The organism is Pseudomonas sp. 9Ag, assembly GCF_902506445.1.
Lineage (GTDB): Bacteria > Pseudomonadota > Gammaproteobacteria > Pseudomonadales > Pseudomonadaceae > Stutzerimonas > Stutzerimonas stutzeri_AB.
In genome coordinates, this window is the sequence record NZ_LR733836.1 from 3,107,313 (window position 1) to 3,126,367 (window position 19,055).

The 19,055-nt window shown below is 56.1% G+C and carries 16 protein-coding genes and 1 tRNA gene; 6 read left to right on the top strand and 11 right to left on the bottom strand.

The window, feature by feature from the left end; genetic code table 11:
* Nucleotides 1-65: 65 nt before the first annotated feature.
* Nucleotides 66-941 carry a YihY/virulence factor BrkB family protein gene (locus ALTERO38_RS14035; RefSeq protein WP_159968748.1) on the bottom strand — a complete coding sequence of 292 codons (876 nt, stop codon included), beginning with the start codon at nt 939-941 and terminating at the stop codon, nt 66-68.
* A 329-nt stretch (nt 942-1,270) separates the two neighbouring features.
* Here ALTERO38_RS14035 and ALTERO38_RS14040 point away from each other — a divergent pair, with 329 nt between their 5' ends.
* The gene (locus tag ALTERO38_RS14040; protein WP_159968749.1) at nt 1,271-2,542 is read left to right on the top strand and encodes a polysaccharide biosynthesis C-terminal domain-containing protein; all 1,272 of its coding nucleotides are present in this window, start codon (nt 1,271-1,273) and stop codon (nt 2,540-2,542) included.
* Entirely contained in the window at nt 2,539-3,780 is a 1,242-nt protein-coding gene (locus tag ALTERO38_RS14045; protein WP_159968750.1) for a polysaccharide pyruvyl transferase family protein, read from the top strand. Before ALTERO38_RS14040 ends, ALTERO38_RS14045 begins: the two co-directional genes overlap by 4 nt.
* An 81-nt stretch (nt 3,781-3,861) precedes the next feature.
* Here the strand turns inward: ALTERO38_RS14045 and ALTERO38_RS14050 are convergent, their stop codons facing one another.
* The 6 genes from ALTERO38_RS14050 to ALTERO38_RS14075 all read right to left on the bottom strand — a co-directional run bounded on the left by ALTERO38_RS14050 (nt 3,862) and on the right by ALTERO38_RS14075 (nt 10,879).
* A complete protein-coding gene (locus ALTERO38_RS14050; protein ID WP_159968751.1) occupies nt 3,862-6,066 on the bottom strand; it encodes an OsmC domain/YcaO domain-containing protein in 2,205 nt (734 codons plus the stop codon).
* Nucleotides 6,067-6,258: 192 nt separating this feature from the next.
* A tRNA-Thr gene (locus tag ALTERO38_RS14055) sits at nt 6,259-6,334 on the bottom strand.
* A 100-nt stretch (nt 6,335-6,434) separates the two neighbouring features.
* Nucleotides 6,435-7,259 carry a DUF3618 domain-containing protein gene (locus tag ALTERO38_RS14060; RefSeq protein WP_102835866.1) on the bottom strand — a complete coding sequence of 275 codons (825 nt, stop codon included), beginning with the start codon at nt 7,257-7,259 and terminating at the stop codon, nt 6,435-6,437.
* Nucleotides 7,256-7,708, bottom strand: coding sequence for a phage holin family protein (locus ALTERO38_RS14065; protein WP_102835865.1), 453 nt, complete (start codon nt 7,706-7,708; stop codon nt 7,256-7,258). The genes ALTERO38_RS14060 and ALTERO38_RS14065 overlap by 4 nt, the downstream gene beginning before the upstream one ends.
* On the bottom strand, nt 7,705-8,616 hold the full coding sequence (locus tag ALTERO38_RS14070) for a hypothetical protein (protein WP_178114595.1): 912 nt from the start codon (nt 8,614-8,616) through the stop codon (nt 7,705-7,707). The genes ALTERO38_RS14065 and ALTERO38_RS14070 overlap by 4 nt, the downstream gene beginning before the upstream one ends.
* Nucleotides 8,617-9,064: 448 nt before the next feature.
* Complete coding sequence (locus tag ALTERO38_RS14075; RefSeq protein WP_159968752.1) at nt 9,065-10,879, bottom strand: glycoside hydrolase family 5 protein; 1,815 nt, start codon at nt 10,877-10,879, stop codon at nt 9,065-9,067.
* A gap of 515 nt (nt 10,880-11,394) precedes the next feature.
* On the opposite strand from ALTERO38_RS14075, the gene ALTERO38_RS14080 reads away from it, so the two are divergent.
* The 3 genes from ALTERO38_RS14080 to ALTERO38_RS14090 all read left to right on the top strand — a co-directional run bounded on the left by ALTERO38_RS14080 (nt 11,395) and on the right by ALTERO38_RS14090 (nt 13,765).
* Nucleotides 11,395-11,610 (top strand): DUF2945 domain-containing protein, encoded by a 216-nt coding sequence (locus tag ALTERO38_RS14080; RefSeq protein ID WP_159968753.1) that lies wholly within the window; start codon nt 11,395-11,397, stop codon nt 11,608-11,610.
* Nucleotides 11,607-12,179: a DUF488 family protein gene (locus ALTERO38_RS14085; RefSeq protein WP_159968754.1), complete on the top strand. Its 573-nt coding sequence runs from the start codon at nt 11,607-11,609 to the stop codon at nt 12,177-12,179. The genes ALTERO38_RS14080 and ALTERO38_RS14085 overlap by 4 nt, the downstream gene beginning before the upstream one ends.
* A 281-nt stretch (nt 12,180-12,460) precedes the next feature.
* Nucleotides 12,461-13,765: a lipopolysaccharide biosynthesis protein gene (locus ALTERO38_RS14090; RefSeq protein WP_159968755.1), complete on the top strand. Its 1,305-nt coding sequence runs from the start codon at nt 12,461-12,463 to the stop codon at nt 13,763-13,765.
* A 65-nt stretch (nt 13,766-13,830) separates the two neighbouring features.
* Here ALTERO38_RS14090 and ALTERO38_RS14095 read toward each other — a convergent pair whose 3' ends face one another.
* Nucleotides 13,831-14,601: a WecB/TagA/CpsF family glycosyltransferase gene (locus ALTERO38_RS14095; protein ID WP_159969716.1), complete on the bottom strand. Its 771-nt coding sequence runs from the start codon at nt 14,599-14,601 to the stop codon at nt 13,831-13,833.
* A gap of 121 nt (nt 14,602-14,722) precedes the next feature.
* Between ALTERO38_RS14095 and ALTERO38_RS14100 the strand changes: the two genes are divergently transcribed.
* Nucleotides 14,723-15,853 carry a glycoside hydrolase family 5 protein gene (locus tag ALTERO38_RS14100; protein ID WP_306109789.1) on the top strand — a complete coding sequence of 377 codons (1,131 nt, stop codon included), beginning with the start codon at nt 14,723-14,725 and terminating at the stop codon, nt 15,851-15,853.
* A 55-nt stretch (nt 15,854-15,908) separates the two neighbouring features.
* On the opposite strand, the gene ALTERO38_RS14105 is transcribed toward ALTERO38_RS14100, so the two are convergent.
* From ALTERO38_RS14105 to ALTERO38_RS14115, 3 genes are all read right to left on the bottom strand, one after another.
* On the bottom strand, nt 15,909-16,889 hold the full coding sequence (locus ALTERO38_RS14105) for a phosphoribosyltransferase family protein (RefSeq protein WP_159968756.1): 981 nt from the start codon (nt 16,887-16,889) through the stop codon (nt 15,909-15,911).
* Nucleotides 16,890-16,951: 62 nt separating this feature from the next.
* Nucleotides 16,952-17,716, bottom strand: a complete 765-nt coding sequence (locus tag ALTERO38_RS14110) for a glycosyltransferase (protein ID WP_102835993.1) — start codon at nt 17,714-17,716, stop codon at nt 16,952-16,954.
* Nucleotides 17,679-19,016 carry a hypothetical protein gene (locus ALTERO38_RS14115; RefSeq protein WP_256663902.1) on the bottom strand — a complete coding sequence of 446 codons (1,338 nt, stop codon included), beginning with the start codon at nt 19,014-19,016 and terminating at the stop codon, nt 17,679-17,681. The genes ALTERO38_RS14110 and ALTERO38_RS14115 overlap by 38 nt, the downstream gene beginning before the upstream one ends.
* Nucleotides 19,017-19,055: the final 39 nt, after the last annotated feature.

Genomic DNA, 19,055 nt, shown 5'->3' on the forward strand with positions numbered 1-19,055 from the left:
TGCAATGAAATCAATGGACCACCGCCCCTGACAGTTGTTCGCCGGCGCACCGGCGTTATCCGCCGCTAGCCGTCGACACGCTTGTCGCCCTCAGATTTACCCTCTGCGGAGGCATGTTCGATTACGGCATTCATCTCGGCACCGAAGAGCAGCACCGCTGCCGATATGTAGAAGTACAGCAATAACACGATGACCGCCCCGATACTGCCGTAGGTCGCGTCGTAGTTACCGAAGTTCTGTACATACAAGCCAAAGGCGATGGAGGCGGCAATCCAGACAATCACAGCTAGTACCGAGCCTGGAGTGATGAAGCGGAACTCCTGTTCGACATCGGGCGTGACGTAATAAATCACCGCCAGCACCAGCATCATCAGCACCACCACAACGGGCCAGCGCAGCCAGGTCCAGAGGGTGACCACGATGTCCTTCAGGCCAACCTGATCGGCCAACCACTCGATGACTTGTGGGCCGACAATCATCAATGCCGCGGTAGCCAGCAGAATCAGCGCCAGGCCGATGGTGTACACGACCGAGAGGAGGATCAGCTTCCAGGTTGGCCGCCCTTCCTCGACGTCATAGGCCTTGTTCATCGCGTTCATCAACGAGCGAACCCCGATTGAGGCCGACCACAATGCCACGAGAATACCGAAGGAAAGGAAGCCACCTTTTTCCTCCTGCATCTCGTCAATGACAGGGTTGACGAGACTAAGGGCGTCGGGCGGTAACACCAGCGAAGCCTGCTGACGAAGCCAAGTGAAAAACTCTTGCAGATCTAGCAGACCCAGCAGGGCGATCAGAAACAGCAGAAACGGAAACAACGAGAAAATGGCACGGTACGCCAAGGCCGACGCATAGGTAGTCATGTCGTCGTTGCTGAACTCCTTGAAGGTGCGTTTCAGCAGCTCGAAGCCGCCTATACCACGCAAATCCAGCATCGCCATTCCCCCGTTCACTGTGATTAAAGCCGAAGCCGTTAATCGTGGGACGACCCCCGCCTGCAAGAGTTCGGCCCACGTGACGGGCGACGCAATGTAGTGCCCGCTCGCATCGCACGCGCCCCACCGGCTTAAGCACGACTGAGGCGTGGCGCAGGAACTTTCTTCGCTCGCAACGCTCTTGATGAAGTCGCCAATTTGGTCCAGCGCTGACCGAAAGCGCACGCACAGCTGCCAGGTACAAATCGCTTAATCCGCGCGTTTGGCTTGGCAGGAGCAGCAACCCGGACGCCAGCCATGGCTTTTGTCGCGATCAGCGGCCGCAGGAGCACTGAATGAAATCGGCCTATGCCACGGACGCAGCCCAGCCTGGAATGAAAGCCGACCTCGTCAAATACGCTCGACTCATAGTGACCAAAGGCAGCGGCGCCGGCGCTACGCTCGGCCTGAATATTCTGTTGGCGCGGTTTCTCGTGCCAGAGCTTGCCGGTACCGTGTTTTTTTGCGTGGCGCTGGGCATCTTTCTGTCGCTGCTCGCACGACTGGGCCTCGACATCGCTTGCCTGAAGAACATTTCATCCTTACACGAAGGGCAGCAGCGCAGCTATTTCGACCGTGCACTGATACTCGCAGCGCTGATGAACATTCCGGCGTTTCTGATAGGTCTGGCAGTGGTGTATTTCTCCGAGACCACACAAGCCTATTTCGTTCATGCGGCAGTTCTGTTCGCAGTCACTGCGCTTGGCCTGTCACTGCTGAGCATCGCCAGCGAAACCTTGAAGGCCAAGCACAAAACCAGCGAAGGCCTGTTCTGGCAGACGGCGTTTCAGCCTGCACTGACGCTTCTACTGGTGGCAATCACCGGCAATGACCTAACGACGGTAGTGGGCTGCTTCGCGTTCAGTTTCACGCTGGCCATTCTCGGGTCGATCTGGCGCGCCCGCACCAGCCTGCCCCCGTCAGGATCAGAGGCTGCGCTGGGCTGGCGAGCCATGCTCATTCTCTGCATACCGCTGATGCTGATCGCCGTCATGAACAGCATCATCGAGCTGTCCGACACGTTGTTGCTCGGCGTGCTGCGCTCGGCCAGCGAAGTCAGCATCTATTACATCGCCGCCAAGATTGCAGCGCTCTCGACCACACTGCTGTTCATCATCAACGGCACCATCGCCCCGGACATCTCCAAGCGCTGGGCACAAGACGACCGCGCCGGTGCATTCGCCATTGTTCGCAAATATTCGCGTTTCATGCTGGCGCTGGCACTGATGATCCTGCTCGCCATCGGCCTGCTACGCGAATACATCCTTGCCGTGTTCGGTCCCGAATACCGCGAGCAAGGCGTCTATCCATTGCTGGTCCTTGCAGTCGGCTACTTCTTTGTCCTGGCCGCAGGCCCTCTGGGCATCTTCATGACCATGACGGGCAATCACCGCCGATACCTTCACAACAACATCGCGGCCTGCGTGATCAACGTAGCCCTCAATCTGATCCTCATCCCGCGCTACGGCGTCAACGGCGCCTGCTTCGCAACCGCCGTGGCGCTGGCGATCAAAAACACCCTGCTCTACGTGCAGTTCAAGAATATCGAAAGGAGTCCGACGCCATGACCGACCGGATAAACGTAATCGCTTACGGAGCCTATGACCGGCACAACTATGGCGATCTGCTCTTCGCAATCGTCCTCAAGCGTTACCTGGAAGCGGATGGTCGCTTTTCGGTAATAGTTGCCGCGACCAAGAAATCCAATCTCTCGAGCTACGGGGCGTTACCCACCGTTCCGCTGAAAAAAGCGCTTGAGGCCACCCGACAGCAGCCGAAAACGATGCTCATCGTGGCGGGCGGCGAGTGCCTCACAGCGCAATGGGAAAGCATCATCGGCTACCTCGCGCCGCAGGCGATCTACTACCCGATCAAGGCCAGCCCCTATCTGATGGGCCACAAGGCGTTCATTCGCCTGAGCCGTCTGTTCACCTCGATTCCTTCTGACATCCCACTGGTCCTGGGTGAGCGCGACCTGCCCGGCTACAAGGTGATGTACAACAGCGTGGGTGGCAACGAGATCAGCCGGAAGAAGCCGCTGATCCATGACGCCATCAAGCGCAACCTCAAGGACTGCACCTACGTGTCCGTGCGTGACCGGGAAACATCGGCCGAGCTGGACAAGCTCGGAGTCGAGCACAACCTGGTACCGGACAGCGCCATCCTCATATCCGACATTTACCCGCAGCAGGTCGATTCGGGCGAGCCCGGCCATATCGTCTTCCATATTTCCGATCATCACGCCAAGCGGCGCATCGAGGCGATCGCTCAGCAACTGACCGAACTCAACGTCAATACCGGGCTCAAGATCGCATTGCTGACCATCGGCAAAGCGCCAGGCCACTCGGATGACGATCCTCTCGACAAGCTGCACAGCCTGCTCGGCGACGAGCGCGCGTACCGTGTCGATAGTGGGAACATCAATGACATCATCCACTGCATTGCCACCAGCAAGCTCTATTGCGGCACCAGCCTGCACGGCGCGATCACCGCGCTTGCCTACGCTGTTCCGCAAATCGCATTGCTGCCGCAGCGCGTGATCAAGCTGTCGAGCTTTCTGGAAACCTGGGTGCCGAAGCAGTCGTGTGGCTTTGCAGAAGTCCCGCAGATCAGCCAGATCGGCACCAACCTGATCAACGTCTTCGGCGATAACCAACGGGCCGAACTACGCGCGGTCGTTGAAGCCATGAAAGGCCGCGTGCGGGCTAACCTCGATCATATGGTCAATCTCTATGACGCAGCGCCCGCCCGGGGTGAGACGAGCAGTAACCAGCAGCGCAAGCCCGAAGCGGTAGCTGCGAGCTGATCGATCAGCTGCGTTATCTGAACAACAAAGCCCGCAGCAGTGCGGGCTTTTTTGTGGCCATCCGCTTGATCAACAGCGCAACTAGCGGGCCGTGGTCAGCGCCCCGCCTCGAGCCGCGTGAAGCTTCTTGTAGCTGTCGATCAGCCGCAGGTGGCGATCGAGCCCTTCAAGCTTGATGCTGGTAGGCGTCAAGCCAAAAAAGCGCACGCTGCCGTCGAGCGAGCCGATCACCGCGTCCATCCGAATATCGCCAAACATTCTGCGGAAGTTCATCTCGAAATCGTCCAGCTGCAGATCCTCGTCCAGCTCCACTTCCAATACGGCGTTCACCGCCTGGTAAAACAAGCCACGCTCAACGGTGTTGTCGTTGAACTGAAGGAAGGCTTCCACCAGCTCTTTGGCGTCTTCGAATCGCTGCAGCGCAAGACAGATCAACAGTTTCAGCTCGAGAATCGTGAGTTGCCCCCAGGCCGTGTTGTCATCGAACTCGATCCCGATCAGCGTCGTGATGTCGGTGTAGTCATCCAGCTCGCTTTCTTCCAGCCGCTCAACAAGTGCTTCCAGGCCGGCATCGTCCAGGCTGTGGAGATTCAGAATATCCGCCCGGAACAGTAGCGCTTTGTTGGTGTTATCCCAGATCAGATCTTCCACCGGGTAGATCTCGGAATAGCCAGGGACGAGGATGCGGCAGGCCTTTGCGCCGAGGTCCTCGTAGATCGCCATGTACACTTCTTTCCCCATCTCCTCGAGGATGCCGAACAAGGTCGCGGCCTCCTTGGCGTTGGCGTCGTCGCCCTCGGCCGTGAAGTCCCATTCAACGAAATCGAAGTCCGCCTTGGAACTGAAGAAACGCCAGGACACCACACCGCTCGAATCGATGAAATGTTCGACGAAGTTGTTCGGCTCGGTCACTGCGTTGCTTTCGAAGGTCGGTTGAGGCAAGTCGTTCAAGCCTTCAAAACTGCGCCCCTGCAACAACTCTGTAAGGCTGCGCTCCAGTGCGACTTCGAAACTGGGGTGAGCACCGAAGGAGGCGAATACACCGCCGGTTCGCGGGTTCATCAAGGTCACGCACATCACCGGAAACTGCCCACCCAGCGAGGCATCCTTTACCAGCACCGGGAAGCCTTGCTCTTCAAGTCCCTGAATACCGGCCACGATGCCAGGGAATTTAGCGAGCACGTCTTGAGGAACATCCGGCAGCGCCATTTCCCCTTCGAGAATCTCCCGCTTCACGGCGCGCTCGAAGATTTCCGACAGGCATTGCACCTGGGCTTCAGCGAGCGTGTTGCCGGCACTCATGCCATTGCTGAGAAACAGGTTCTCGATCAGATTGGATGGGAAATAAACCTTTTCGCCGTCCGATTGGCGTACGAAAGGCAAGGCGCAAATGCCTCGCTCCACGTTGCCAGAGTTGGTGTCGTACAGGTGCGAGCCGCGCAGATCGCCGTCAGCGTTATAGATGTCCAGGCAGTACGCATCGAGTATTTCTTTTGGCAATGCGTCCTTACGGCCAGGCTTGAACCAAAGTTCGTTGGGGTAATGGACAAATTCTGCATTGGAGATGTCCTCACCCCAGAACTGGTCGTTGTAAAAGAAGTTGCAATTAAGTCGTTCGATAAATTCGCCAAGCGCCGACGCTAACGCACTTTCTTTCGTGGCGCCCTTCCCGTTGGTAAAACACATCGGAGAATGGGCATCACGAATATGCAGCGACCACACATTCGGAACGATATTGCGCCACGAAGCGATTTCGATCTTCATGCCCAGATCAGCCAATAGCCCGGACATATTGGCGATAGTTTGCTCAAGCGGCAGGTCTTTGCCGGCAATATAGGTGCTCGTTTCTGATCCCGTGCCGGGTAGCAGCAGCGCCTGAGCGTCGGCGTCAAGGCTCTCGACTTCTTCGATGACGAATTCCGGCCCCGTCTGCACCACTTTCTTCACGGTACAGCGCTCGATTGAACGCAGGATTCCTTGGCGGTCCTTATCGGAAATATCCGCAGGCAACTCGACCTGAATTTTGAATATCTGGTTATAGCGATTATCCGGATCGACAATATTGTTCTGCGACAATCGAATGTTCTCGGTCGGAATACTGCGGGTCTGGCAATACAACTTCACGAAGTACGCTGCGCATAGCGCCGATGAAGCGAGAAAATAATCGAACGGACCCGGTGCCGAACCATCGCCCTTGTAACGAATCGGTTGATCGGCGACCACCGTGAAATCATCAAACTTGGCTTCGAGCCTGAGGTTGTCGAGAAAATTAACCTTGATTTCCATGCGGGATTACCAGAGCGATACATTTGATCGCTATTATCCGGCTTCCGGACAAGAAGTCTTATCCTTTTCCCAATAGGCGCTCGGTGAACAGCCGCTTTTTCAGCCTCTGAAACAGCCACCCAACGTAGCGCGCTGCGCGATCGCCCTTCGGAAAATGAAAAAGGCCCACATCGCTGTGAGCCTTGATTTCATTGGTGCCGGTGAGAGGAGTCGAACCCCCGACCTTCGCATTACGAATGCGCTGCTCTACCTACTGAGCTACACCGGCGCCGAGCGGCGCATTATCGAATTTCGCCGGTGCGGACTCAAGCCCGCACCGGCGAAACTAGCGCTGTCATCGAACGACTTCGATTCAGCGTGGCGCTGCGTTAGATACCTGTAGAGGTACTACCAGTTGTACCAGTCGAGCCGGTTGAACTGGTCGAACCGGTCGAGCGATTACTGTCGCTATTGCTAACCTCGTGCTTTACACGATTCGCGACTTCCTCGCCTTTGGCCGAGGCCTTCTGGTAACCCTCTTCCGCCTTATGACGAAGCTGGTCGGTCATGCGGTCGCTGGCCTCACCGAGCATTTCGTCTTCGCGACGGGACGGCGGCACCGCAGCAGCAATCAGAGCACCAAGTGCGATACCGATCGCACCGAGGGCCAAGGGTTGCTCCTGCAGCAGCTGGTTGAATCCACCGCGCGCACGGTCCGCGCCGCCACGAATTCGAGCCGATGCCTGGCGCCCTGAGTCACTTGCACGCGTCCGGGCACTGCCCAGCGACTCGGATACGCTATGACTCATCTGGCTGGCCTTTTCCTTCATATTGGCGCCTTGTTGCTTCATACCAGCAGTTTTGGCGTGAAGCTTGTCGCCCATGGAAGGACCGTCCGACCCCGAGCTGTAAGCCGTCGTGGTCACATTGGAATGAGGCTGGCGATTCTGCCCTGCCATCATCCAGATCAGTCCGATCGAGGTCAGGACAGTAGGAACCGGATTGGCCTTTACCGTATTGCTCAAGTTACCGAAGAACTCGCCACCGCCGCCTTTGACATAGCCCAGGGCGGTGTCAATCAACTCGCCGGGAGACAGTTTGTTTTCAAGCGCGTGAACAATGTTGCCGATCTCGGTGCGCGTTTGATCAATCTCGCGCTCAAGCTCGTCTGGATCCTTCTGCGCTTCGGCATCAATCTGATTACGTGTGCTCATGATGTGTGCCCCTTCACAGCTTCTTTATCCTTGTTGACCGAATGAATGGTGCGCTCCGGCTTGAACGAGGAAGCCTGAAACTTCTTCTTCCCGGACGAGACCATGATCATCCCGATAACCACCACAACAGCGCCGACGATGAGCGCAGCGAGCCAAGGCTCGACCACGTTGCTCAGTGCGAAGACAGCCGACATCAATAAAACGATGAATCCGCCGAGGAGCACTGCACCGCCGGTAGCGACGCTGCCAGCACCCGCCTTGGTTGCTCGGATCGACTCGCTCATTTCGGCCTTTGCAAGCGCCAGTTCCTTGGTAATCAAGGACGGCACTTCATGAGTCAGCTGCCGAAGCAGCCCACCTACTGAGGTGTCGTTTTCTGGGCGATGGCCAGGCTCCAAAGTCGCATTGGAGGTCGTGGTTGTGGTCGTTGTCTTACGTGGTTCGCTCATGGGAAAAGTCCTCCGTCGGTACCCTTGCCGTCGCGGCTGGTCGTGGAGCCTGTACTGTTGGAACCAGCATTTGACCCTACGCCCAACCCACTACTGGTATTGGCACCCGTACCGGTGCCCGTCCCGCTGGAACCAGCGCCCAGGCCTGTGCCTACGCCGGTTGCCGAACCAGTTCCCAGCCCCGTAGAGCTGCCGGTTGGCGATCGGGAGGTGCTGGTTGCAGACGAAACACCTGCATTGCTGACGCTGCCAACAGAGCCTGACTCGCCTGTACTCAGGCGATCATTCAGCTCGTGTTGGTCGAAGCTGTGATGGCTGCTGGAACCGGTAACGGAACTGGAACTTCCCTGATAGCTGTGATCACCCTGAGAAGCACGCTTGCTGGAAGCTCGAGCGAAACGAGTCAGCCCGAAGCCAAGCGCGATACTGCCGGTAATGAACAACGCTGGATTGTTTCGCGCCATGCGATTCACATCCTGGAAGAGCTCATCGACGTTTTTTCCGCGCAGGCTGTCAGAGAACTGCACCATGCTTTGCGCCATGTCGGAGACATAATTGGACAGTCCAAGACGGTCCTGACCCTCAAGCTCTTGAGCAGCAGCTTTAGCGCTCTGGGCCACTTTCTCAATTTCATCAGCTGCGGTTTCCCGATAGCCTTCCAACTGAGATTTCCCCTGCGTCTTCACCTGGTCGGCTGCCTGACGTGCTGTTGCCTTCGCGTCGTCAGTGACATGACTGGCCGTGCCGGAGCCGGTGTTTTGGGATGCATTGGATGTATGACTGCCACTCGACCCCATTCCCGAACTTGTCGAGCTGGTGGAGCTAGAGCCGGTGGTGCCGGTAGTGGAATCGGGGCCGGTCTTGGGTTGGCCGCCGTAACCAGTAATTTCGTCGTCGGGTGTAGTCATTTGATTCACCTTTTATATGGCTTGGCCGGAAGACCACGGTCCGTAGGAACACAGCAAATGCGGTGGGCCGCGAACTGTGTAGTTTTCGGTGCGCACATATATGGTGACCGGGGGTACATTTTTGAGTTCCATATTTTCAGGACCGCGGCAAGTGCCCTACTCAAGCTAATAAAACTCAACGCAACTTGGATTAACTGACGGCAACGTGATAGCACTTTGTCCACCATTTCTCGCAATACCGCACCATCACTGAGTTAAAGCAAAGCGATAGAAAACAAGCGAAGCGGCAGTATCAGCGATCGCTGTATGTATCTTTGATTGGAAAACTCCGCGTTATCGTTAGGTACAGCGAAACCGCAGCCGACGAGCTGCATCGCAATTCCCTTGAGAACAAATCGCTAGACAATAAAAAACGGGCCCGAAGGCCCGTTCTTTATATCAGTCGCTATTACAGCGGACCGATGGTGGAGCATGTTCTCTTCGCAGCAGCGTGCTTTTGCAGCGGAGCCAACTGAGGACGATGCTTACCACTCGTTACGTCCAGCGCCATGATGTTCTCACCCCAGCGAGGACCCGCTGCCCAGTAGGTGCTCGGGATGCAGTTCGCGTTCAGGTAAGCCAGCAGGTTGTCAGTCGCGACCACAGCAGATGGAGAGAAGTCCGGAATGCCGTGCTCACCAAGGAAACCGCGCAGCTTGTTGGCCTTCAGCCACTCGACCCAAGGCTTGACCCGCTCGACACCCAGCATCGGCGCGAAGGTTTCAGCACGCTTGGTGTAGGTACCCGAGTAGTCAAAGTCCAGATACTGATGCGCTTCATAGACCAGGTTGTTCTTCGGATCACGCATCCACGGATCGTTGATCAGCGAGGTGTTGTACTTCTGCCAGTGGAAGGCGCTGGAGTAACGGTCACCGGCGATCATGATCCACTTGCTCGGATCGATCTTGCGAATCGCCTGGCCTGCGGCCTGTGCAGTCTGTGGCCAGAGGTTGTTACCGGTGTTGTAGGGCTCGTTCATCAGACCGTAGCCATACAGCGCAGGATGCTTGGACACCGCAACCGCGATCTTGCGCCAGGTCTCGGCGAACTGAGCGCGCGGCACTTCCGGCGAGTTAATGACCTTGCCGTAGTAGCGATAGTAGTTGTGCATATCAAGGACGACCTTGATGCCGTACTTCTGCGCGTAATCCAGCGACTGCTTGATGCGACCCAGTTCAGCTGCATCCAGCTCGGTGCCCAGCTTGGGCTGAATACGTTCCCAGAGGAAGCCTAGGCGGATCAACTTGAAGCCGAGCCCTGCGTGACGCTTGTAGTAGGACTCGTCGGCGTAGGTGTAGCCCTTGTTGTAGATGCCCGGAACAGTGCCCGGATCGAACACACCCGAACCGAAGTTAACACCCACAAGATTAATACCGCTGCCATCACTGACTACCGGAGCCGGAGCCGGAGCTGGCGTCGGGGCCGGTGTTGGAGTAGGCGCAGGTGTAACGGCCGCTGGCGGCGTTGTTGTACCAGTGTTGCTGGACACAACACGAATGGTTTTCGGATAGCCAACGCTAGCCGCCGAAAGCTTCGAGCCACTGAGCATGACGGAAAGATGCGCGCCTACATCATAGACAGCCGCAACTTTACGGACTTGGCCATCGGCCAACTGAACCGATGCGCCGACTTTGAACGCAGCCTTGTTGGCACCGGTGTCAGGGATCGAGAAGCCGGCCGCCTTGCGGTAGATGCCATTCTCCCAATCGGAGTTGGAGAAACTGTTCATCGACGCGGTGTAGGTGTTACTAGGCGCCGGGGCTGCCGGAGCTGCCGGAGCGGTTGTGACCGGAGCTGAAGGGGCTGGAGCGCTCGGCGCCGCAGCGGCTGCAGCAACAGTGCTGACAGTGCGTGGCGCGCCGACTTTGTTGCCATCCAACAGACCGCCATCTACATAAATGCTGAGGTTGGCTCCAACCTTATAGACCCTGGAAATCTTACGTACCTGGCCGTCAGCAAACTTGAGCTGAACGCCCGGCTTGAAGGCAGCGATAGAAGCCGAGGTGGCCGGGACGGAAAAGGCTGCCGTACGACGCCAAACGCCGTTAAGGAAATCGGTACTGGTGAACTTGTTGATTGAAGACGTGAAAGCCACCGAGGTAGCCGTGCTGGCTGTTGTTGCAGCAGCCACTTGGCCTGTGAAAGTAACAGCACTGAATACTGCAGCGAGCGCGATGGAACGAACGAGTGCCTTAGGGGCGCCCATAAATACATTGGTATACATGCAGTCTCTCCGGAACTTAATACTTCAAAAGGCCTAAGCCTTTAAAAAAGTGGCGGGAGTTGTAATTAAGTCGTACAGGCGCTTGGGGCAGATGCATCACTCGCGCAACCGGACGAACCGCGTTGCAACGACGCCGGATCACCAGTAGTGAAACCCGGCAATCCGTTGCGTGGCGTCTTTATAATAGGTTTCCAAAACGATTCAAAATTTATTTGGCGGCTTTAGAACGCCAACTCTACGTCACAATTTTGACCAGCCATTAATCCGCTATTAGTTTGTGGCCTAGTGCCACTATCCAAATAGGGTTTAATCCGCTTTAGCACGTTTCGTTTATGGTCCTACCAGCGTCATTTTTTTGGATTTTATCTATCAGCATCAGTGTTAGCTGCTATCAGACCAGCCGACGAACGGTAGGCGTAAGGAAGCCCTGTTTCCGGTCGCTCATAGAGAGAGAGGAAGTAACGTTTCCCAACAGAAACGTTGCTCGCCACCTTTTTGAGCATCAGGAGCGTTCTATGAGTCGAGAACAGTTTGAAGTGGGCGACCACGTCCGCTGGAATTCGGAAGCGGGGCATGTAACGGGACGTATCGTAAAAGTGCACACCAGCGATACCGAATACAAAGGCCACAAGCGACACGCCAGCCCAGATGAACCCCAATACGAGATCGCAAGCGACAAGACCGATCACGTGGCAATGCACAAGGGCAGCGCGCTGAGCAGGGCGAAATGAGTCCACCTCAGCCGCACCGAATCTGGACCATTGGCCACTCAACACGCACACCTGCGGCCCTTGTCGCCTTGCTGGAGCACTACGGCATACGGGCGATAGCCGACGTTCGACGTTTCCCCGGTTCCAGGCGATTTCCGCAATTCATATCGGCAAACCTGCACGCCACGCTCGCCGAGAATGGGATTGCCTATGAGTGGATCGAAACGCTGGGCGGTCGCCGACGAGCTTCACCGGGTCCTAGCGCGAGCGCTTGGCGCAACAGCTCTTTTCGCGGCTACGCCGAACACCTGCACAGCGACGAGTTTGCGAGCGGGCTAGAGCAACTTTTACGGCTGGCTGCCGAGCAACCTACGGCGATGATGTGTGCCGAATTACTCTGGTGGCGATGCCACCGGTCAATGGTGTCCGACGTCTTGAAGCTACGCGGAGTTGAAGTGCTGCACATCCAGGACGAGCAACGTCTGACAGTGCACCCCTATACATCGCCAGCAAGACTCAATAACGGCAAGCTGGTTTACGACGAAGGCGCTGGCCAGCCACTTAAGACATCGGGGCCGGGCATCGACTGAGCGTGTGGACTACATAGGGATCGAGTCGGCATAACTGGCCGGTTTTCACGGCGCTGCGCCAGTAGGCTTAGCGGCTGAAATCACAATCGGAACCGGCGAGGCGAGGCGCATGGATTGTCCGCTACAAAACAGCACTCGCGCACCAGAACTTTTTCTTTAGAGCGACTTCTTATGGCCGGATGCACTCCAAGCGTCATGCCAACGGTCAACTCGGCGCATGACGCGCAGTACGGAACCGCACACGCTGCCTAGGCAGCTCGCTCATAGGAAGAGGAGTTCAAGTGCAAAGCCTCCGTACGGGCAAACTAATCGCAATCCGGCAAAGACTGGCGGGCGACGCCTCCGCCAAAGTGTTCAAGGGTATGGCGACCCTTGCCGTCGGCAACGGCTTGGCCAGAATAGTTGGCCTCGCCTCCATCCCGATCCTCACTCGAATCTACAGCCCGGAGCATTTCGGCGTCCTGTCGGTCTTTACCGCCTTGCTGCTGATTCTTACGCCGCTGATGACGCTGCGCTACGAACTTGCGGTTCCGCTGCCTAGCCGGCATGGCGCAGCCATGACGCTGATGGCATTGGCTGCAGCCTTCGTTGCGGTGACAACGGTATTGGTGAGTACTGTTCTTTGGCTTGCTGGCCCCGTCTTGTTGACCAGCATCTCAATGGAGGCGCTGATTCCGTATCGCTGGATGCTGGCAGTGGCACTGGCAAGCGCTGGCCTCTACGAAGTCTTGTTGATCTGGGCGGTTCGCCGGCGCGCCTATGCGGCTATCGCCCGCACACAGCTGCAGCAGAGCGCCGTTGGCTCGATTGCCAAGGTAGTGTTGGGATTGCTGGGAATGAAGCCCCTCGGGCTTCTGGCTGGCCAGGTGCTGGGAGCTGGCGCGGGGACGTTCAAGCTGGTGCGGTTGTTCAGCGCGGATGTGAGGCGCTACTGGCGGCAGGTCACCTTGCAGCGGGCGTGGTGGCTGTTCAGGCATTACCGGAGTTTTCCAATCTACCGGCTGCCGTCGCAGCTCTTACAGATCTTTTCCAGCCAGGCTCCACTGCTACTGACTGCAGCCCTCTATGACCCAACAACGACCGGACAACTTGGGCTGGCCATGATGACCCTGGCTTTGCCAATGAATCTACTCGGTCACTCGACCAGCAAGGCGTACTACGCCGAAATCGCCACTATAGGACGTAAGCGCCCTGCAGAAATTCGCACGCTGACCTATTCGGTGATCAAAAGGTTGCTGTTACTCGCACTCGCACCGACGCTGCTGCTGTTGCTCTTCGGCGAGCGATTATTTGCGGTGGCGTTCGGCGCAGAATGGGCCGTGGCCGGTGAGATGGCGTCAATACTGGCGATCTATCTGTTGTTTCAGTTCATGCACGCGCCCGCTTCGCATCTGTTGTCGGTGTTCCAGGGTCAGCGGCGGCTGCTGATGCTGAATGTGCAACGCGCAGTGCTTACCGCTGCCTGCTTTGCCAGCGGGCACCTGCTCGAGCTACCGATCACTTCGGTTGTGTTGATCTACGCGGTCACGCTCTCGGCCCACTACCTGTTCAGCCTGGCGATGACGCTACGGGTGATTCCTCGATAGTCGTCGGCGCCGCCCGCCCCTGCTGCCGCGGCCATCCATGGCGATGCGGCCGCAGCGGGACCGTATCAGGGCTCGCGCTTGAGGGCATTCCAGCCGCCTACACGGCGGGCGCTGGATAACGCATTACGCGACAGGTAGAAGAAGAACACCGGTATACCGATGGCATATCGCTTGAATAGCCGGCGCGGCTCGATGAGCATGCGGAACGCCCATTCCAGCCCCAGACGTCGAAAGACCATGGGCGCGCGCGGAAAGCGCTGCGCTGAAAAGTCCAGAATCGCACCGCCACAGATCAGCAGCGCGCGGGTATCCATGGCCTTTTGCAGATGCAGCGCAACGCGCTCCTGCTTGGGCATACCCATCGCCAGCACAATGATGGGATAGCGGCCTGGCACGTGGTGCCGCTGATAGAACTCCAGGTATTCCTCAGGCGCCTTGAAGCCATCAATAGCGTGGAAACGTCTGTCTCCGAACAGGTTGCGCGCACCTTCGCTTAGCCAGGGCTCTCGCGTGCCCATGGCGAACAACTCATAACGATCATGGGATTCACCCACCAGATCTTCAATCAGCTCAGGGATGAAGTCAGACCCGTTGAGGTTAGCCTTCGGATCGCGGCCATTGAATGTGCAGGCCATCTTGATGCCAATCCCATCGCGCAGCAGGTAGTTGACCTGCATAAAACTATCCAACACCGCCGGCTGACGCTGTGCAATGTTGTAGCCGTGCTGATTGAGAAAACCAAGAATCGTCGGCGCTTCGCGCTTTTTCAATTCGGAAATGAAGGGGCCGGCATCCGATTCTTCCAGCAGTTTCAGCTTCCCTATCAAAGGATCCATCCTTTTGGTGAGGGGATTTTTCATAAATAGATTCTCTGTCTGTAACCCATGAAAGTTGTTGGCACCCGATTCCCATCTTGGTCGTCGTGGGCCGCCAAGCAGAAAGATTCGCCTGACAAAAATGAACAATGCCTTCCGGCACCGGACAAACGAAGCAGCCGCAGCCGCGGCATCGTCCAAAAGAGCAGAAAGAGGTAGTGAGATGTTAAGGACACGCAGCGCTTCGAACCGATCAAAAGGAATACTCCTCGGACTCACGGTTGCGCTCTGGAGTGCCGCCAGCTATGCGGAAAATATCGATCTGGTGGGGCTGAACATTGGCGGAGCCGCATTTTCCGGCAATGTCATCCCCGGAAAATATAAAACAAATTATTTCTTCCCCGCGCCCGGCTATTTTGCCAAGTGGAAAGCCAAGGGAATCGAGACCATCCGCTTCCCCATCATGTGGGAGCGTTTGCAGCCAGCATTGAATGCCGAACTTGATGAGGACTATGCAGAACTGATCGACCAAACCCTGCAGCAAGCCGCCCAATACGACATGCGCATCATCCTCGACATCCACAACTATGCCCGATATCGAAAGCAACTCATCGGCACCGAGGCCGTGCCGATCTCGGCTTATGCCGATCTGCTCGAACGTGTTGCCAAACGCTGGAAAGATGAAAAAGGCCTTTATGCCTACGACATCATGAATGAGCCACATGGCGCCGACGAATACTGGCCGGCAGCCGCTCAAGCCGGTATTGATGCCATTAGAAAACATGACCAGAAGCGGCCCCTGCTCATCGAAGGTAACTTCTGGTCCAGCAGTTATCGCTGGCCTAAATTCAATGATCCGTTGCTGCAACTGAAAGACCCCTCCGACAAGTTGATTTTTTCTGCTCACCTGTACATCGATAAACATGGAAGCGGACACTACAAAGAGCCGCTGGAGAAAAATTTTGACACCATGCTAGGCGTCAAACGAGTCAAGCCCTTCATCGACTGGCTGATCAAGCATGACAAACAAGGCCATATCGGTGAATTTGGCATTCCCGCAGACGAACCTCGTTACCTCGAAGCCATGGATAACTTGCTGGCTTATCTTCAGGACCACTGCATCCCTATTACCTATTGGGCAGCAGGTTCCTCGTGGGGCAAATACAAACTATCCATCGAGCCTACCAAGGACGGCCGAGACCGCCCCCAATGGGAAGTGCTCAGCAAGTACGTCGGCCAAGGTGACTGCAGTCGCATTGGCCCTAATCGCTGACTGAATCATTGAACCGGTGGTTGGTTGCACCTTTTCGGTACAACCAATCCCCCGCTCAACTCTTCGATGATGATGCTACTGGCGCCCATTTGCTCAAAAACGACTTAGCCTTCCCGACCAGTTTCGCTTTCAGGCTGTGAGTTTTCCGCAGTGTATTGGCCTTGAGGTTATAGACCTGCCCAGGCACATACATCTCGTTTGTCTCGATGCAGTACACCGGCTTGCGGCTGAGCTTCATGATCTCGACGGCCTGTCTGACTTCGCTCTCGACGAACAACCGTGTCAGCGGCTGCTTGGCATAGACTTCGGCCTTGAACTTGTGGTGAATGTTCAAACGCCGGCGCTCTTCCGCAGTCGGGAGATCAAGCATGTGCAACGTCCCATATTGCACACCGTTGCGCTGCAGCCACTCCTCCGTTTCGGCGCGATACTTCTCCAATCGGCTGGTCACCAAATGCGCGACCTTGACCGAAGGGATGAACAATGGGCGTGTACAGCTCAGAAACTCCCGGTAGTTCGGTCCGTCATCGTTTTCATCGTTGGTCGGATCGACACAGAGCACGCCGTCGATATCCAGGCACGCCTGAGCCAAGAATGGATGGTGCATGATGTTCCACTCGAACACCCGAGGCTGCTCCACGAGCTCCAGATACATGTCTACGTGGTGTCGATTATGCCGCTCGGCAAAAACCGCCATGGTCAGAACCTGACCGCCATAAACGGCGCGGACTTGTTCATCCGCCGCACGCATCGACTTGGCCGAAGAAATACTGTCGTCGACCAGCAGAATCTTTTTCGCATCCCTCGGCTTTACCAGTTCGGCGTGCTTGTAGGTGCGGGTATTACCCTTCTTCAGGTCGTCGTTACGCAGGAAAGAGTAGAGATCTGTCAGCGGCAGATTCTGTTTCAGTGCGATGATGCTGGCGACCAACATCCCACTTCTCGGTATGCCGACTATAAGTTCGACATCATTGGGAATTTTGCTGGCACATTCCGTGCTCAACCGCGACAGATCATTCAGGCTTCGGTAATTCATAGAACTCTCTCCTGCGCCCTGTTCTTTTGACAGTCCATTTTTATTGGATCGGTTACCTGTGTTCAGCGCCCCAACGACGAACGCAATTGTTTGGAATGCGTATGGACGTAATGCAACATGTAGAGCGCCAACGCATTGGGTTTGGAAAACTTCAAAAACCGCTTTCGGATATCCATGTCTTCACGGATCGCTTCGAAACGGCGTTTATGCGAGACACCCGTGGTGTCGAAAATACATAACGGGAAAGACAGCTGAAGCACCTCGGCCTGCAAATCCAGGCCCTGTAGAAACTCAAGCAGCAGGCAATAGTCGGCTGACAGCTTGTAATCCAAGCGGAATTTGAACTGCCGCAGCCGCTCATTTTCGAAGTACATCGTTTGATGGCTCGCCGGTAGACCAAGCGGTGCTCGCTCAATAGGTCGCGCGGCAGTACGCTTCAATTCACCACTGGCTTCCTTGCGATAGAAGTCGCCATAAACAAATTTGGGTTTGACGGTGGCATCGGTTAATTCTTCGTTTATCCGCTCCAGTACGGTCGGATCGGCAAATGAATCGCCACTGTTAAGGAACAGAGTAAAACCAGGCGTTTCAACAGCCCGCTGACGTCCCTTTTCCATTGCGTCATAGATGCCTTTGTCTGGCTCTATGGTGATTTCAGCTTGGCTGTCCTGCAAATTCCTCAACCACTCGCCGCTCCCGTCTTTGGACGCACCGTCTATCACGATCCAGCGGAAGTTCCGGTAAGTCTGGCTGGCCAAGCTCTGATAGGTTTCCTTCAGGCCGTCAAAATTATTCCAGTTTATAGTTACGATACTGAAACTGACCATAATTCACCTGTTCTAGATTTGCATTTAAAGGAGCATCCGCCATCTGCAACTTGGCGTAATAAAGGAAAAATGCAGCAGCCATTCCATACACATCGCCGGAAAACGTCAGTGCGTTGGACAACGTGATATTCAGCATACTGACCACGAATGACAGCTGTAGCGCGGCGAGAAGATTGCCTTTGTCCGAACATTGCCGCATGACCCAAATGAAGCCGCCATAGAACATCAGGACGACAACTGGGGTCAGGAACCCATAGCGGTGATAAACCCCGAATATGCCGACGTCGGCGAGGTAGAAGTGCGAGTTATAGACCCTTGAAAAACCACCATTCCATTGCAGGGACAGCGCGCCCATACCGAAGTAGTTGTTGGTGCTGATAGCGTCGAGAATCACGGAGACAGTTGTGTCACGTACCCCAGGACCGGATGTCGCATCAAATAGCAAGGCGTCGAAGCGCGCGAACTGCTCTTGATAGAACTCCGGAACCATCAGGTACGAAACCACCAGCACCGCCACGCCAAGCGCACTCAGCTTCATCAACGAGTCGATACGCTTGCGGAAAATCCATACTCCGGCCAGCGCCCAGACCAGCATGGTCTGGCGTGTCTGCATGACCAACCACAGGTAGGCGACGAAGTAGAGAAGAATTGCCAACCGGCCGAGGGTGACGCGGTCTTTCATGCTGTACATCACCATGAATACGGCAATGGTCACGAACGGCGAGCCAATACGGAAGCGGTTCGGTCGCAGCAGATCCTCGTACTGCGTCCAGTCATCGACGGTAAAGGAAGCGATCTGGTTCTGAGGAATGATGCCCAGGTAATACGCAAAGCCCAGCGTCGCGCAAAACAGCGCGATATATAAAAAGTATTTCGCCAGCTCTTCCTGGGTGGGAGAAGCCTTGATCAACAGAAACAGCGTCGGGAAGAACACCAGGTACTGAAAGAAGCGTCGCTCTTCCAGCAAGCCATATGCCAGCGGCTGACCGAAGTTCAGGTTGGCGAGTACCGCAGAGATTACCGGCAGCAGGCAGCCCATGAAGATGATCCACAGGCTGGTCTTCGATTGGTAGACCCACTTCCACGCCACGAACAGACAGGCAGTCGCCGCCACCACCAATAGCAGGAACACCTCTTGGAAGTATGCGATCCCGGCTCGCTTGTCATCCGTCAGGAAGAAGCAGGTCGAGTTCAGCAGTAACAGGATGAACAACAGATTCTTGTACGCCAGAACTTTCCTTAACAAGCGCTCTCTCCAGTATCCGATTGACGTGGCGAAACATAGAACCGAGCAGCCCATCCTGATGACCTGGATGAGGCAGCCCACTGCGGCGAAGAA